The organism is Pseudomonas sp. CBZ-4 (assembly GCF_000346755.1).
Lineage (GTDB): Bacteria > Pseudomonadota > Gammaproteobacteria > Pseudomonadales > Pseudomonadaceae > Aquipseudomonas.
On the sequence record NZ_ANNV01000108.1, the window covers coordinates 17,987 to 33,666 of the forward strand.

Below are 15,680 nucleotides of genomic sequence, written 5' to 3' on the forward strand. Positions count from 1 at the left end.
CGGCTTCTACAGCGTCGGCGTTTTTTATTGCCTGGAATTTGGAATGCAATCAAACCTGTGGGAGCTGGCTTGCCTGCGATAGTGGTCTATCAGCCAGCACATCTGTATCTGACACACCGCTATCGCAGGCAAGCCAGCTCCCACAGGGGCTTTGTGTGGGTTTGCGGCAGTTAGGTTTTTGCGTGATATCAATATGCTATTTAGGTATTTAAATATTTGTTTTTATACCTTTAAAGTCTGCGCTACCCGACGTTACCCACGCCGGCTCGAACCGCGCACGCCGCATTACCCCTGCGGCGTTTTGGACTGCCGATGACCTTCGATTTCGCCTTTATCCTCACCACCCTGCCGGCGTTTCTGAAAGCCGTGGGGGTGACGCTGCAAGTGGGCCTGATTGCCATTGCCACCTCGCTGCTGGTGGCGCTGATCAACGCCGCGCTGCTGGTGTTTCGCACGCCCTACCTGTCACGCCTGGTGGCGCTGTACGTGGAGCTGGCGCGCAACACACCGCTGCTGATCCAACTGTTCTTCGTCTACTTCGCCCTGCCGGCCCTGGGTTTCAATATCTCCGGGTTCTGGGCGGCGATCATCACCATGACCTTTCTCGGCGGCGCCTACCTCACCGAAGTGCTGCGCGCCGGTGTGGAAGCGGTGCCGCTGGCGCAGATCGAGTCGGGCAAGTCCATCGGCCTGTCCGACTGGCAGCTGCTGCGCCATGTGATCCTGCCCCAGGCCGGCATCCTCAGCCTGCCGGCGTTGTTCGCCAATTTCATCTTCCTGCTCAAGGAAACCACCGTGGTTTCCGCCGTGGCGGTGCCGGAGATTCTCTACACCACCAAGAGCTACATCGCGCTGTACTACAAGACCTACGAAATGCTCGCCGTGCTGACGCTGATCTGCGTGCTGCTGTTCTTGCCGCTGTCGCTGCTGCTCAGCCGCCTGGAAAGGAGGCTCCAGCATGGCCAGTTCGGGTCTTGAGTTGTTGTGGGTGTCGTTGCCGCAACTGGGCAAGGGCGCTGCGCAAACCCTGTCGATTTCCTTCTTGAGCATCGCCTTCAGTACGGTCGGCGGCGTGTTGTACGGCGTGTTGCGCACCTTGAACAACAAGGTGATCAACGCGGTGCTGCGGGTGTACCTGGAGCTGTTCCGCGCGATCCCGGTGCTGGTGTGGTTGTACCTGCTGTTTTTCGGCCTGCCGATTTTCTTCGGCCTGAGCATCCCGAGCTTCTGGTGCGCGGTGCTGGTGCTGTCGCTGTGGGGCGCCAGTGAAGTCGGCGAAGTGGTGCGCGGCGCGTTGCATTCGCTGCCCCGGGGCCAGCGTGAAGCGGGCTTGTCGATTGGCCTGTCCGACCCGCAGCTGTACGGCTACGTGCTGCTGCCCCAGGCGCTCAAGCGCATGACGCCGCCGACCATCAACGTCTACACGCGGATCATCAAGACCAGCTCCCTGGCAGTGCTGATCGGCGTGGTGGATGTGATCAAGGTCGGCCAGCAAATCATCGAACGCACCTACGAATCCGTGTTGATTTACGGCGTGCTGTTCCTGTTTTTCTTCTTTATCTGCTACCCGTTGTCGGCCGCCTCCAAGGTGCTGGAACGGCGCTGGGCCCAAGCATGAGCGCATTGATCGAGTTTCAGGGTTTCAACAAATATTTCGGCGAAGCGCAGGTGCTCAAGGGCATCGACCTGAGTGTGCAAAGCGGCGAAGTGGTGGTGATCCTCGGCCCCAGCGGCTGTGGCAAAAGCACCTTGCTGCGCTGCCTGAATGGGCTGGAAGTCGCCCACAGCGGCAGCCTGCGGTTTGCCGGAAACGAGCTGTTGGACAAAAAAACCGACTGGCGCCAAGTGCGCCAGGACATCGGCATGGTGTTCCAGAGCTATCACCTGTTCCCGCACATGAGCGTGCTCGACAACATCCTGCTCGGCCCGCTGAAAGTGCAAAAACGCGAACCCCGCGAAGCCCGCGAGCAAGCCGAAAAACTCCTGGAGCGCGTGGGCCTGGCCGACAAGCGCGACGCCTTCCCGCGCCAGCTTTCGGGCGGCCAGCAGCAACGCATCGCCATCGTCCGTTCGCTGTGCATGAACCCGCAGGTCATGCTGTTTGACGAAGTCACCGCCGCCCTCGACCCGGAGATGGTCAAGGAAGTGCTGGAAGTGATCCAGGGCCTGGCCCGCGATGGCATGACCCTGCTGATCGTCACCCACGAAATGGCCTTCGCCCGCGCCGTCGCCGACCGCGTGGTGTTTATGGAGGCCGGTCGCATCCTCGAACACAACACCCCCGAGGCATTCTTTACGAACCCGCAGACCGCACGCGCGCAGCAGTTCCTGGAGAAGTTCTCCTTTGTTTCAACACTGCCCAAAAAGACCAAGGAACTGGAGCTGACATGAAAAAACTACTGCTGCCACTGTTTGCCGTCGCCCTGCTGGCCGGCTGCGATAAAAAGGCCGAAGAGCCTGCCAAACCCGTCGCCGCTGCCGCGAGCGCTATCGACAAGATCAAGGCGCGGGACAAGCTGATCGTCGGCGTATTCACCGACAAGCCGCCGTTCGGCTTTGTGAACGAAGCCGGGCGCTACGTCGGCTTTGATACCGACATCGGCCGCCAATTCGCCAAGGATCTGCTGGGCGATGAAAACAAAGTCGAATTCGTCGCGGTCGAGCCGGCCAGCCGCATTCCGTTCCTGCAAAGCGACAAGGTCGACCTGATCCTCGCCAACATGACCGTGACGCCGGAACGCAAGGAAGCGGTGGACTTCACCAACCCCAACCTGAAAGTCGCGGTGCAGGCCCTGGTGCCCAACGACAGCGTGGTGAAAAGCCTGGATGACCTGGCGACCCGCACCACCATCGTCACCACCGGCACCACCGCCGATATCTGGCTGACCAAAAACCACCCGGACTGGAAACTGCTCAAGTTCGAGAAAAACTCCGAATCGCTGCAAGCGCTGTCGGCGGGCCGTGGTGATGCGTATGCGCAAGACAACCTGGTGCTGTTCAGCTGGGCCAAGCAGAACCCGGGCTACCGCGTGCTGGAAGAGAAACTCGGTGATGAAGCACCGATTGCGCCAGCGGTGAAGAAGGGCAACATCGAACTGCGCGACTGGGTGAACGCCGAGCTGGCGAAGTTGGGTGAGGAGAAGTTTTTGCTCAAGCTGTATGACCAATATGTGCGTAAAGAGCTGAGCGATGACACCAAGCCTGAAAGCGTGATTGTTGAAGGCGGTAAGTGGCAGGGCTGATCCCTGGCTTGTGTGGTGAATGATCTACCGCTATCGCAGGCAAGCCAGCTCCCACATTTGAAGGTATTCACAGTTCAAAATGTGGGAGCGGGCTTGCCCGCGATGAGGCCCTCCCAGTCACCGACTATTCCGGCCAATGCCACGCCGGCGCATCCAGAATCCCTTGCCCCACAATCCGCGTCTCCCCCAACACCTTCTCCAGCACAATCGAATTGCACCCTGCATCCTGCTGCAACGCCGCAATCAACCGGCTGGCATGGGACACCACCCACACCTGACACTGCCGCGACGCCTGGATAATCAAGCGCGCCAACGCCGGCAGCAGATCCGGGTGCAAGCTGGTTTCCGGCTCGTTCAGCACCATCATGGTCGGCGGCCGCGGCGTCAGCAGCGCCGCGATCAGCAGCAGATAACGCAAGGTGCCGTCGGACAACTCCGCCGCCGACAACGGCCGCAGCAAGCCTTCCTGATAGAACTCAATTGCAAAGCGCCCACCCTGCAACGGCTGGATATTCAGGCGTGCGCCGGGAAACGCGTCGCTGACCGCGCGCTGCAATGCCTCGGGGTCGCCGATTTCGCGGATGGTCTGCAACGCCGCCGCCAGGTCGCGCCCGTCGTGGTGCAGCACCGGCGTGCGCGTGCCCAGTTGCGGCTGGCGCACGGGGGCGTCCACGTCGCTGCGAAAGTGATCATAAAAGCGCCAGCCACGAATGCTTTCGCGCAGCAGCAACACCTCCGGCGAGCCGCGCAGGCTGCCGACCTGGTCGAACAGGCTGTGGTAATTCGGCGTGTGCTGGGCCAGCACATCCCAGGCGCGGCCGTCGCGGGCGCGCACCATCGGCCCGGAACGCTGCACCAGCAGGCTGGCCGGGCGGTAGATATGGCCGGCCCAGATGCATTCTTTTTTCACCTCCGGGTCGAGGGCGAAAAACGACTCGCTGGGTTCGGGCAGTCCCAGGGAAATGGCGTAGCTGAAATCCTCCCCGGCAAAGCCCAGGCGCAGGCGCTTGACGCCTTGGCGCACGGTGGACTGAATCGGCACCTCGCCCTTGTGCATGCGGCGGCTGATGGTTTCCGGGCCGGCCCAGAAGGTCGAATCCAGTCCGCCCTCACGGGCCAGTGCATTGATCACCCCGCCCTGGGCGGTTTCCGCCAGCAGGCGCAGGGCGCGGTACAGGTTGGATTTGCCGCTTCCATTGGGGCCCGTCACCAGGTTCAGCCGGTCCAGGGGCACTACCAATTTGTTGATCGAGCGGTAATTGGCCACCGCGAGGGTCTTGAGCATGGGCATTCAATCGGTGTGGGAACCCTCGGAGTATGGGAGCCTGCATGCAGATAAGGAACCCTGAACTAAGCTCACAGTCGCATACACACTTGGTATATCGCATCGCGCAAAAGGAGCCTGCATGGGCGGTCGTATTTCCACCTGTATTTTCGGACTTGGCCTACTGGCGCTGCTCAGCGGTTGTGGCCAGGAAAAGGCCGAGCCCAAGCAGCATTCACGGGTCTTTGTACAGACCGTGCAACCGGCGGATTTCGCCGCGGCGGTCACCCTCACTGGCGATATCCAGGCCCGCGTGCAAACCGACCTGTCGTTCCGCGTGGGTGGCAAGATCATCCAGCGCATGGTCGATGTGGGTGATCGCGTGACGGCCAAGCAAGTGCTGGCCAAGCTCGATCCCAAGGATTTGCAGACCAACGTCGATTCCGCCCAGGCCCAGGTCGTGGCCGAACAGGCACGGGTCAAACAAACGGCGGCGGCCTTTGTGCGCCAGGAAAAACTCCTGCCCAAGGGCTACACCAGCCGCAGCGAATACGACGCCGCCCAGGCGGCCTTGCGCAGCAGCCAAAGCGCCCTGGCCGCTGCCCAGGCGCAGTTGGCCAACGCCCGCGAACAACTCGGCTACACCGCGCTGATCGCCGACGCCCCCGGTGTGATCACCGCGCGCCAGGCCGAAGTCGGCCAGGTGGTGCAGGCCACCGTGCCGATCTTCAGCCTGGCCCAGGATGGCGAGCGCGATGCGGTGTTCAACGTCTATGAATCGCTGCTGGTGGAGCCGCCGCCCGACGCGCCGATTACCGTGAGCCTGTTGGATAACCCCAGCATCAAGGCCCAAGGCAAGGTCCGCGAAGTCACCCCGGCCGTGGCCGCCAACACCGGCACCGTGCAGGTGAAGATTGCCCTGGAGGCGTTGCCCAAGGGCATGCGACTGGGCTCGGTGGTCAGCGCCACCGCCAATGGCCCGGCCAAGCCGAGCGTCGAACTGCCCTGGTCGGCCCTGACCAAAGACCTCAACGAGCCCGCCGTGTGGTTGATCGACGGCGACGGCAAGGCGCAGTTGCACAAGGTCAGCGTGGCGCGTTACCTCACCGGCAAAGTCATCATCAGCGACGGCCTCAAGGGCGGCGAAAAGGTCGTGGTGGCCGGTGGGCAATTGCTCCACCCCGGCATGCTGGTCGAGATTGCCCAACAAGGAGCCCAGCCATGAAGCACCTGACGGCTTTGCTCACGGCCAGCCTGTTGCTCGCGGCGTGCTCCAAGGAAGAGGCGCCGCCCGAACAGGTGCGCCCGGTGTTGTCGATGGAAGTGAAAGCCGAGGACCAGGCCAACCTCGGCCGCTTCGCCGGTACGATCCAGGCGCGCTATGAAAGCAACCTGGGGTTCCGCGTGCCCGGGCGCATCGCCCGGCGTGCCGTGGATGTGGGCGCCGAAGTGGAGCAGGGCGCCTTGCTCGCGGTGCTCGACCCCACCGACCAGCAAAACCAGCTGCGCGCGGCCCAGGGTGACCTGGCCAAGGTGCAGGCGCAATTTATCAACGCCCAGGCCAACGCACGCCGCCAGCAGGAACTGTTCAACCGTGGCGTCGGTGCCCAGGCTCAGTTGGATGTGGCCCAGACCGACCTGAAAACCACCCAGGCCTCCCTGGATCAAGCCCAGGCGGCGGTCAACCAGGCCAAGGACCAGCTCAACTACGCCGAGCTGCGCACCGACCACGCCGGCATCGTCACCGCCTGGAATGCCGAAGCCGGCCAGGTGGTCAGCGCCGGCCAGCAAGTGGTGACCCTGGCCCGCCCGGATATCAAGGAAGCGGTGATCGACCTGCCGGCCGGCCTCGCCGAACGGCTGCCGTCTGACGTGGTGTTCCTGGTCGCCGGGCAGCTCGACCCGAGCGTGCACACCACCGCCATCGTGCGCGAGATCGAACCCCAGGCCCAAAGCGCCACGCGCACCCGTCGCGCGCGCCTGACCCTGGCCGAGACGCCGCCCGCCTTCCGCCTGGGCACGGCGATCAGCGTGACCTTGAGCACCGCCATCGCGCCACGCATCGAAGTGCCGCTGAGCGCGTTGCAGGAGGTCGATGGCAAGACCCGCATCTGGCTGCTCGACACCCAAAGCCGCACCGTGCAACCGCGTGACATCACCGTCATCCGCCGTGACGCCGGCAGCGCCGTGCTCAATGGCGGCGTCAAACCCGGCGAGCGCATCGTCACCGCCGGCGTGAACAGCCTGAAACCCGGGCAGACAGTCAAAATCGACGAGGACAGCCCGCGATGAAAGGCAGCTTCAACTTATCCGACTGGGCCCTCAAGCATCAGTCCTTCGTCTGGTACCTGATGTTCGTCGCGCTGCTGATGGGCGTGTTCTCCTACATGAACCTGGGCCGCGAGGAAGACCCGTCCTTCACCATCAAGACCATGGTGATCCAGACCCGCTGGCCCGGCGCGACCCAGGAAGAAACCCTCAAGCAGGTCACGGACCGCATCGAGAAAAAACTCGAAGAGCTGGACTCCCTCGACTACGTGAAAAGCTACACCCGGCCGGGTGAGTCCACGGTGTTCGTGTTCTTGAAGGACACCACCAGCGCCAAGGACATCCCCCACATCTGGTACCTGGTGCACAAGAAGATCGACGACATTCGCGGCAGCTTCCCCCAAGGCTTGCAGGGGCCGTCGTTCAACGACGAGTTCGGTGACGTGTTCGGCTCGGTCTACGCGTTCACCGGCGACGGCCTGTCGATGCGCCAGTTGCGCGACTACGTGGAGCAGGTGCGCGCCGAGATCCGCTCGGTGCCGGGGCTGGGCAAGGTCGAGATGATCGGCCAGCAGGACGAAGTGATTTACCTGAACTTCTCCACGCGCAAACTGGCCGCGCTGGGCATTGATCAGCGCCAGGTCGTGCAAAGCCTGCAATCGCAGAACGCGGTGACGCCCGCCGGGGTGATCGAGGCCGGGCCGGAGCGGATTTCGGTGCGCACGTCCGGGCAGTTCGCCTCGGAAAAAGACCTGGCCGACGTCAACCTGCGGCTCAATGACCGTTTCTATCGGCTGGCGGACATCGCCGAGATCAGCCGTGGCTACGTCGACCCGGCGCGGCCGATGTTCCGTTTCAACGGCACGCCGGCGATTGGCTTGGCCATCGCCATGCAGAAGGGCGGCAATATCCAGGCGTTCGGCAAGGCCCTGCATGAACGCATGGACGAACTGACCGCCGACCTGCCGGTGGGCGTTGGCGTGCACAAGGTGTCCGACCAGGCGGAAGTGGTGGAAGAGGCCGTCGGCGGCTTCACCAGCGCGCTGTTTGAAGCGGTGATCATCGTGCTGGTGGTGAGCTTTATCAGCCTCGGTATGCGTGCCGGGCTGGTGGTGGCGTGCTCGATTCCGCTGGTGCTGGCGCTGGTGTTCGTGTTCATGGAATACAGCGGCATCACCATGCAGCGCGTGTCGCTGGGCGCGTTGATCATCGCCCTCGGCCTGTTGGTGGACGACGCGATGATCACCGTGGAGATGATGATCACGCGCCTGGAAAAAGGCGAAACCAAGGAACAGGCGGCGACCTACGCCTATACGTCGACGGCGTTCCCGATGCTCACCGGCACGCTGGTGACGGTGGCGGGCTTTGTGCCGATTGGCCTCAACGCCAGCTCGGCGGGCGAGTACACCTTCACCCTGTTTGCCGTGATCGCCGTGGCGATGCTGGTGTCGTGGGTGGTGGCCGTGCTGTTTGCGCCGGTGATTGGCGTGCATATCCTCAGCGCCAAGGTGAAGCCGCACGATGCGGAGCCGGGGCGCATCGGTCGCGCGTTCAACGGCGGCATGCTCTGGGCCATGCGCAACCGCTGGTGGGCCATCGGCATTACCGTGGCGTTGTTTGTGGCGTCGGTGTTCTCGATGCAGTTCGTGCAGAACCAGTTCTTCCCGTCATCCGACCGCCCGGAAATCCTGGTGGACCTGAACCTGCCGCAAAACGCCTCGATCAACGAGACGCGCAAGGCCGTGGACCGCCTGGAAGCGATCATCAAGGACGACCCGGACATCGCCCGTTGGAGCACCTATATCGGCCAGGGCGCGATCCGTTTCTACCTGCCGCTGGACCAGCAACTGGAAAACCCCTACTACGCGCAGCTGGTGATCGTCAGCAAAGGCCTGGAAGAACGCGGCGCGTTGATCCAGCGCCTGCAAAAGCGCCTGCGTGATGACTTCGTCGGCATCGGCAGCTATGTGCAGCCGCTGGAAATGGGCCCGCCGGTGGGGCGGCCGATCCAGTACCGCGTGTCCGGCAAGGACATCGACCAGGTGCGCAAACACGCGATCGAACTGGCCACGCTGCTCGACCAGAACACCCACCTGGGCGAGATCATCTACGACTGGAACGAGCCCGGCAAAGTGCTGCGGGTGGACATCGCCCAGGACAAGGCGCGGCAACTGGGGCTGTCGTCGGAAGACGTCGCGCAACTGATGAACAGCGTGGTCAGCGGCGCCTCGGTGACCCAGGTACATGACGATATCTACCTGATCAACGTGGTCGGCCGCGCCGAAGACGCCGAGCGCGGTACGCCGGAAACCTTGCAGAACTTGCAGATCGTCACGCCCAACGGCACGTCGATTCCGCTGCTGGCGTTCGCCACGGTGCGTTATGAGCTGGAACAGCCGCTGGTTTGGCGGCGCGACCGCAAGCCGACCATCACCATCAAGGCGTCGGTGCGCGATGAGATGCAGCCGACGGATCTGGTGAAACAGCTGGCGCCGACCATCGACAAATTCAACGCCGATTTGCCGGTGGGCTACAAGGTCGCCACCGGCGGCACCGTGGAAGAAAGCGGCAAGGCCCAGGGCCCGATTGCCAGCGTGGTGCCGCTGATGCTGTTCCTCATGGCGACGTTCCTGATGATCCAGCTGCACAGCGTGCAGAAGATGTTCCTGGTGGCCAGCGTCGCGCCGCTTGGGCTGATCGGCGTGGTGCTGGCGCTGATCCCCACGGGCACGCCCATGGGCTTTGTGGCGATCCTCGGCATCCTCGCGCTGATCGGAATCATCATCCGCAACTCGGTGATCCTGGTGACGCAGATCGACGAGTACGAAGTGGCCGGTTATTCACCGTGGGACGCGGTGGTGCAAGCCACCGAACACCGCCGCCGGCCGATCCTGCTGACCGCGGCGGCGGCGAGCCTGGGCATGATCCCCATCGCCCGCGAAGTGTTCTGGGGGCCGATGGCGTACGCGATGATTGGCGGGATCATCATCGCCACGTTGTTGACGTTGTTGTTCCTGCCGGCGCTGTATGTGGCCTGGTACAAGATCCGCGAGCCAGAGCCGGAACAAAAGGCCGAATAAGGTCAAAAATGTGGGAGCGGGCTTGCCCGCGATAGCAGTCTGTCAGTTAAAAATGTGCTGACTGACCCAATGCAATCGCGGGCAAGCCCGCTCCCACATTTGGATCTCCATAGGGCTGAGGGGCTGTGGGAAACCTCCCGAAATATCTATCACTGCCGTGTCAGGCAGCGCAGTGGTCTACCCTCCCAACCTCCACCCCACCCGGTCGAACGTTATGAACTGGCCTCGTCACTTCTTACTGCTCTGCACATGCCTCATCTCCCCGCTGGCCCTTGCCAGCACCGTCCTCGAAAACCCGCTATGGCGCGTCGAACTCGACCCCGCCACCCTCGCCATCCGCGTCACGCCCAACGGCCAGGCGCCGGTGCAGGCCTCCAGTGGTGTTGCGGCGCGTGCAGTCAGCGAACTCGCGCAGGACACCCAACAGGCCAGTTGGCAGTGGGGCGCCTTTCGCGTGACGGCCAACCTTGCGCAACGCGACCTGATGCTAGCCATCACTGCACGCGAACCGGGTGAACTGCCGATCCTGCAACAACCCGCCAGCGCCATTGGCAAGGGCTTGATCTGGCCGTTGGCCGAAGGGCATTACGTGCCTGCCGACAATGCCGTGTGGAAAGCCTTTCTGCTGGAACAGGGCGATATCAACACCACCCAGGACCTCAGCCTGCCGCTGTGGGGCATGGACCACGGCGGCTTTACCCTGAACTGGTTGCTGACCAACCCCTACAACAATCGCTTGCGTTGGCAGGCGGACAAGGGGTTGTCGGTGACCCATGAATTCACCGCACTTGATCCCGCCGCGCCCATGACCCTGTTGTTGCACCTGGGCGAGGCTGATCCGTTGGCCGGCGCCAAGCGTTATCGGCGATGGCTGGTAGAGCAGGGCCGTTATGAGCCCCTGGTGGACAAGCTGAAACAGACACCCGAGGGCGAGAAACTGCTGGGGGCCAGCCACGTCTATCTGTGGGGCAATGATCTGCTGGCCTTGGACGATGTGCAGGACTGGCCGCTGCTGCTCAAGCGCCTGCGCACCCATGAACTCAAGGGTTTGCTGGACAAGGAAGCGACGAAAGTCCTGGCGCAGTCCACGCCGCTCAATCGCTATGAACAGACGGTGTTGCTCCGTGGCCTCAACGCGGCGATCAACAAAAAAGCCCGACAGAGCTGGCAGGTGGACGCGCCCGACATGACGCGCCTCGCGGCACGCTATGGCGAGCTGCGCAGTGAACTGGCCGTCGCGTTTGCCGGGGCGCTGAGTGACGCCCCGGACACATGGGGCAACCAGACGATTCAAGCGTTGAGCCGTGCAGGTCTCCCACGCTTGCTGGTGACCCTGGGCGAAGGCTGGGAAGGCGGCCTGTGGCATCCCGAGGCGATTCGCGCCGGGGTGGACGCCGGCTTCCTGATGGCGCCCTACGATTCCTATGAAACCGCCTTGTCTGCCAGCGAAAACCCCGACTGGACCACCGCTCACCTGGGCAGCCGGGCCTACCGTGACTGCGCGATCGTGTTGCAAACGGGCAAGCTGAAAACCGGCTTCCAGCAATCGGGCCACTACACCGACCCATGGTGTGTACGGCCCTTGTTGGAGGCGCGGGTGCCAGCAGTGCAAGCCAAGGCCGGCTTCAACGCCTGGTTCCTCGACGCCTACGCCACAGGCATGGTCTTCGACAGCTACCGCGACGGCGCGCGGATGACCCAGGCGCAAAACGCGGCTGGCAACATCGACGCATCGCGCTGGCTGAACACCGTGCGCCAGTTGCCGACCGGTTCCGAAGACGGCAATGCGAGCACCGCCCAGGGCATCCTGTTCGCCCACGGCATGCAGACGCCGGTGATTGGCTGGGGTGATAAGGCGATGACCCAGGACAAGCAATCGCCCTATTACGTGGGCAACTGGTACCCGCCGGAGCAGCCAGCGGTGTTCTTCAAGCCGGTGCCGTTGAACGAGCCGTTTCGTACCCTGTATTTCGACCCAAGCATGCGCCTGCCGCTGTATCAGGCGGTGTTCCATGGTTCGGTGATTACCACCCATCACTGGCTGTTCGACAGCCTCAAGCTGAGCAACGTGAGCGTCGAGAATGAGCTGACGCAACTGCTCTACAACGTGCCGCCGCTCTACCACTTGAGTTCTGCGACGGTTGAGCAGCGGTTGCCGCAGATTGAGCGCCAGGATCGATTTTTCCGGCCGTTGCATCAGCGCTTGGCGACGCAGGCGATGACCGGGTTTCGGTGGCTGACGGTGGATCGACAGGTGCAGGAGACCACCTTTGCGGATGGTTCGCGGTTGGTGGCGAATTTTGCGGCGGGCCCGAGAGAGGGTTATGCCGCGCGCAGCGTTACGGCGTTGGTGGTGGGTGAAAAACCTTTGGTGTATCAGGTGAAATAGCTATCGCAGGCAAGCCAGCTCCCACAGTTGACCGAGTTGCCGATTTGGAATGCGTTCACCTGTGGGAGCTGGCTTGCCTGCGATGAGGCCGGTCCAGCCAACCCACCTCTACACCTTGCGCCACACACTGGCCAACCAGGGCTGCTGCTCCCGCGGCAACCCGGCTGGTCGGTAGTAATGCTCCAACTCCACAAACCCCGCCTCAGCCAGCAACGCCTGCCACGCCTCAAGATCGTGATAAGAGCCATATCGCGGCCCATTCCAACCTTCCTGGTTTTCCCCGCGAGGGTTGGAACTGAACAACACCCCCTCAGCCTTCAACGCCCCATGCAGCTGCTTGAGCACACGCGGCAGCTCCTGCTTGGGTATATGAAACAGCACCGCATTGGCAAAGATCCCGTCGAAGCGTTCAGCCGGCAGATCGAGCTTGAGGAAATCCTGCTGCAACACCTCGCAGCCGCTGTCTTCCCGCGCCATCTGCGCAAAGCGCTCCGAGCCGTCCAGGCCCACGGCGATATGGCCCATGCGCGTGAAGGTCTGCAAGTCGCGCCCTGGGCCGCAGCCGAAATCCAGCACGGTAAACGGCACCGTGCCCTGGATGTGGCGCAGCAGCGCGTCGATGTTCTGGCTCACATCGTGGTCGCGGGTGCCTTCGCGGAAGTCCTCGGCCACTTTGTTGTAGTGGCCGAGGGTGGTGGCGGTGATCTGGTCGAGGTCGTCGGGCTTGAGGGACATGGCGGGCGATACCGGGTGCGGAGATGCCCCGACTATACCTCAGCGCTTGTTCAGCACCCGCGCCAACCGATCGCCGCCGAGCTGGATGAACGCCACCAGCACCACCAGCAGCACAATCACCGTCAGCATGATCTGCGTGTCAAAGCGCTGGTAGCCGTAGCGATAGGCAATGTCACCCAAGCCACCGGCGCCAATGGCACCGGCCATGGCCGAGGAGTTGATCATCGTCACCAGGGTGATGGTGAACCCGCCGACAATCCCCGGCAGCGCTTCCGGCAACAGCACGTGCCAGATGATGTGCCAGCGCCGGCAGCCCATGGCCTGGGCGGCTTCGATCAAGCCATGATCGACCTCGCGCAGGCTCACCTCGGCAATCCGCGCAAAGAACGGTGTGGCGGCGATGGTCAGCGGTACCACCGCTGCCCACACGCCGTAGGTGGTGCCGACGATCAGCCGGGTGAACGGGATCAGCGCCACCATCAGGATCAGAAACGGAATCGAGCGGAACAGATTGACGAACGCCCCCAGCACGCGGTTCAACGCCGGTGCCTGGTAGATGCCGCCCTTGTCGCTGGTCACCAGGAACACTGCCAGCGGAATCCCCACCAGCAACGCGATCAGCGACGACACGCCGACCATCAACAAGGTGTCGATGGCGCCCTGCAATAAACGATCAAACCACATAGCCCAGCACCTCCGCCTGTTGTGCCCAATTGCCGGCGCGCTTGCGCAATTCATCGGCGCTGTGGGCCGAGCCGCTCACCGCCAGCAGCAATTGCCCCAAGGCATGGCCCTTGATGCGTTCCACGCCGCCTTGCAGCAAGCGCACGCGCCCGCCGAGGGCGGCGAACAGCGCAGCGAGGTCCGGCTCGTCGGTGTCGCTGCCGGTGAAACGCAAGCGCAGCACCACCGCCGCCTCGGCCGATGCTGGCGTGACCTGCAAACGGTTTTGCAGTTCTTCCGGCAAGCCGTGTTGCAGGGGCGCCAGCAGGGTTTTGCTGACCTCGTGTTGCGGGTCGCCAAACACCTGCCACACCGGGCCTTGCTCGACGATGTGGCCGTGTTCCAGCACCACCACGCGGTCGCAGATCTCGCGGATCACTGCCATCTCGTGGGTGATCAGCACGATGGTCAGGCCCAGGCGTTTGTTGATCTCGCGCAGCAGGCCGAGGATCGACTGGGTGGTCTCCGGGTCGAGGGCCGAGGTGGCCTCGTCGCACAGCAAAATCTCGGGGGCGTGCACCAGCGAGCGGGCGATGCCCACGCGCTGCTTTTGTCCGCCAGACAGCTGCGCCGGGTAAGACTTGTGCTTGTCCTGCAAACCGACCAACTCCAGCAGCTCGCGCACCTTTTGCTCGCGTTGCGGCTTGGGCACGCCGGCCACTTTCAGCGGCAACTCGACGTTCTGCCACACGGTCTTGGCCGACATCAGGTTGAAGTGCTGGAAGATCATGCCGATGCGCCGACGCAGCGCCACCAGGCGGTCTTCGTCGTAGTCGCCGATGTCCACCTGGTCGATCAGCACCCGCCCGCTGCTGGGTTGTTCCAGGCGATTGATCGTGCGGATCAACGAGGATTTACCGGCGCCGCTGCGGCCGATGATGCCGAACACTTCACCGCGCTGGATCGCCAGGTCGATGCCTTGCAGGGCATGCACCTTGCCGTCGTAGCTCTTGCCCAGGTTGATAAAACGCACATGGGCGCGGTTGAGGTCCGGGTGCAGTTCGGTCTGCTCGGCGTCCCTGGGCGGTGTGCCCAGGTCGCGCAGTTGGGAGTGGGCGGCGGTCATTTTTTAGCTTCCCAGCCGACTTGGTAGAGCTTGCCCAGGGACTTGTCCAACGCGGCGCGCACCACCGGCGAGTGCTGGTAGATATCGACGAACTTGATCACGCGCGGGTCGGTGGTGCCCTTGGGCTGGGTGACGAACTGGATCACGTACTCCGGGTGGTCGAGGCCGTCGAACAGCAGCGCCGACTCGGCATCGAAGGTCTTGGACAGGCGGATATAGGCCGGGTAGCCCTGCACCAGATCGGCATCGTCATAGGCGCGCACCAGTTGCACGGCCTCGACTTGCAGGATCTTGATCTTTTTCGGGTTGCTGACGATGTCTTCTTCGGTGGCCTTGTAGCCCACGCCCGGCTTGAGGGTGATCAAACCCGCCTTGGCCAGCAATTGCAGGCCGCGCCCGCTGTTGATCGGGTCGTTGGCGATGGCCACGCTGGCGCCCTGGGGCAGGTCGTTAATGCTTTTGAATTTCTTCGAATACAGGCCGACATTGTTGATAATCCCCGGCGCGTACGGCACCAGGTCAAACCCGGCGGCAGCCTTGGCGTTTTCCAGGAACGGGATGTGCTGGAAGTAGTTCACGTCGATATCACCGGCGGCCAGGCTGACGTTGGGCGCGATCCAGTCGGTGAACTCCACCAGCTCGACTTTCAGGCCTTGCTTGCCGGCTTCGGCGACGGCGGCTTCCAGCGGGATGGCGAAGGCGGCGGTGGTGCCGACTTTCAGCGGTGCATCGCTGGCGAAGACCGCCGAGCTGAACAGGCCGAGGGCCAGGGCCAGTGCTTTGACTGGGTGGGCGAGCAGTGTTTTTTTCATAATGGTTTTCCAGTCATAAGATTTAGGTCAGAACAATGCGGTCCACTGTGGGAGCTGGCTTGCCTGCGATAGCGGTTTGTCAGGCAACTCATTTTTTGCTG

General features: G+C 62.9%; 13 protein-coding genes. 8 read left to right on the plus strand and 5 right to left on the minus strand.

From position 1 onward, the window contains the following. Window positions 1–312 precede the first annotated feature (312 nt). Genes B348_RS0114905 through B348_RS0114920 form a run of 4 tightly spaced genes read left to right on the plus strand, consistent with a single transcriptional unit; the run spans window position 313 to window position 3,242 of the window. Complete coding sequence (locus tag B348_RS0114905) at window positions 313–978, plus strand: amino acid ABC transporter permease (RefSeq protein WP_017736876.1); 666 nt, start codon at window positions 313–315, stop codon at window positions 976–978. Next, window positions 959–1,618 carry an amino acid ABC transporter permease gene (locus tag B348_RS0114910; protein WP_017736877.1) on the plus strand — a complete coding sequence of 220 codons (660 nt, stop codon included), beginning with the start codon at window positions 959–961 and terminating at the stop codon, window positions 1,616–1,618. Before B348_RS0114905 ends, B348_RS0114910 begins: the two co-directional genes overlap by 20 nt. Continuing rightward, entirely contained in the window at window positions 1,615–2,391 is a 777-nt protein-coding gene (locus B348_RS0114915; protein ID WP_017736878.1) for an amino acid ABC transporter ATP-binding protein, read from the plus strand. Before B348_RS0114910 ends, B348_RS0114915 begins: the two co-directional genes overlap by 4 nt. Further along, window positions 2,388–3,242, plus strand: coding sequence for a transporter substrate-binding domain-containing protein (locus B348_RS0114920; protein WP_017736879.1), 855 nt, complete (start codon window positions 2,388–2,390; stop codon window positions 3,240–3,242). Before B348_RS0114915 ends, B348_RS0114920 begins: the two co-directional genes overlap by 4 nt. 124 nt (window positions 3,243–3,366) lie before the next feature. Here the strand turns inward: B348_RS0114920 and B348_RS0114925 are convergent, their stop codons facing one another. Further along, window positions 3,367–4,527 carry an AAA family ATPase gene (locus B348_RS0114925; protein ID WP_017736880.1) on the minus strand — a complete coding sequence of 387 codons (1,161 nt, stop codon included), beginning with the start codon at window positions 4,525–4,527 and terminating at the stop codon, window positions 3,367–3,369. Between the two features lie 121 nt (window positions 4,528–4,648). Between B348_RS0114925 and B348_RS0114930 the strand changes: the two genes are divergently transcribed. The 4 genes from B348_RS0114930 to B348_RS0114945 all read left to right on the plus strand — a co-directional run bounded on the left by B348_RS0114930 (window position 4,649) and on the right by B348_RS0114945 (window position 12,243). Further along, the gene (locus B348_RS0114930; protein WP_017736881.1) at window positions 4,649–5,731 is read left to right on the plus strand and encodes an efflux RND transporter periplasmic adaptor subunit; all 1,083 of its coding nucleotides are present in this window, start codon (window positions 4,649–4,651) and stop codon (window positions 5,729–5,731) included. Further along, window positions 5,728–6,798, plus strand: a complete 1,071-nt coding sequence (locus B348_RS0114935; RefSeq protein ID WP_017736882.1) for an efflux RND transporter periplasmic adaptor subunit — start codon at window positions 5,728–5,730, stop codon at window positions 6,796–6,798. The genes B348_RS0114930 and B348_RS0114935 overlap by 4 nt, the downstream gene beginning before the upstream one ends. Further along, entirely contained in the window at window positions 6,795–9,854 is a 3,060-nt protein-coding gene (locus tag B348_RS0114940; protein ID WP_017736883.1) for an efflux RND transporter permease subunit, read from the plus strand. The genes B348_RS0114935 and B348_RS0114940 overlap by 4 nt, the downstream gene beginning before the upstream one ends. A gap of 214 nt (window positions 9,855–10,068) precedes the next feature. Beyond that, the gene (locus tag B348_RS0114945) at window positions 10,069–12,243 is read left to right on the plus strand and encodes a glycoside hydrolase (protein WP_017736884.1); all 2,175 of its coding nucleotides are present in this window, start codon (window positions 10,069–10,071) and stop codon (window positions 12,241–12,243) included. A gap of 108 nt (window positions 12,244–12,351) precedes the next feature. Here B348_RS0114945 and B348_RS0114950 read toward each other — a convergent pair whose 3' ends face one another. From B348_RS0114950 to B348_RS0114965, 4 genes are read right to left on the minus strand one after another with little or no spacing between them, the layout of a single operon-like run. Further along, window positions 12,352–12,978 carry a bifunctional 2-polyprenyl-6-hydroxyphenol methylase/3-demethylubiquinol 3-O-methyltransferase UbiG gene (locus B348_RS0114950; protein ID WP_017736885.1) on the minus strand — a complete coding sequence of 209 codons (627 nt, stop codon included), beginning with the start codon at window positions 12,976–12,978 and terminating at the stop codon, window positions 12,352–12,354. Between the two features lie 39 nt (window positions 12,979–13,017). Continuing rightward, entirely contained in the window at window positions 13,018–13,662 is a 645-nt protein-coding gene (locus B348_RS0114955) for a methionine ABC transporter permease (protein WP_017736886.1), read from the minus strand. Next, a complete protein-coding gene (locus tag B348_RS0114960) occupies window positions 13,652–14,767 on the minus strand; it encodes a methionine ABC transporter ATP-binding protein (protein WP_017736887.1) in 1,116 nt (371 codons plus the stop codon). Before B348_RS0114960 ends, B348_RS0114955 begins: the two co-directional genes overlap by 11 nt. Continuing rightward, the gene (locus B348_RS0114965) at window positions 14,764–15,579 is read right to left on the minus strand and encodes a MetQ/NlpA family ABC transporter substrate-binding protein (protein ID WP_017736888.1); all 816 of its coding nucleotides are present in this window, start codon (window positions 15,577–15,579) and stop codon (window positions 14,764–14,766) included. The genes B348_RS0114960 and B348_RS0114965 overlap by 4 nt, the downstream gene beginning before the upstream one ends. Between the last annotated feature and the right edge of the window lie 101 nt (window positions 15,580–15,680).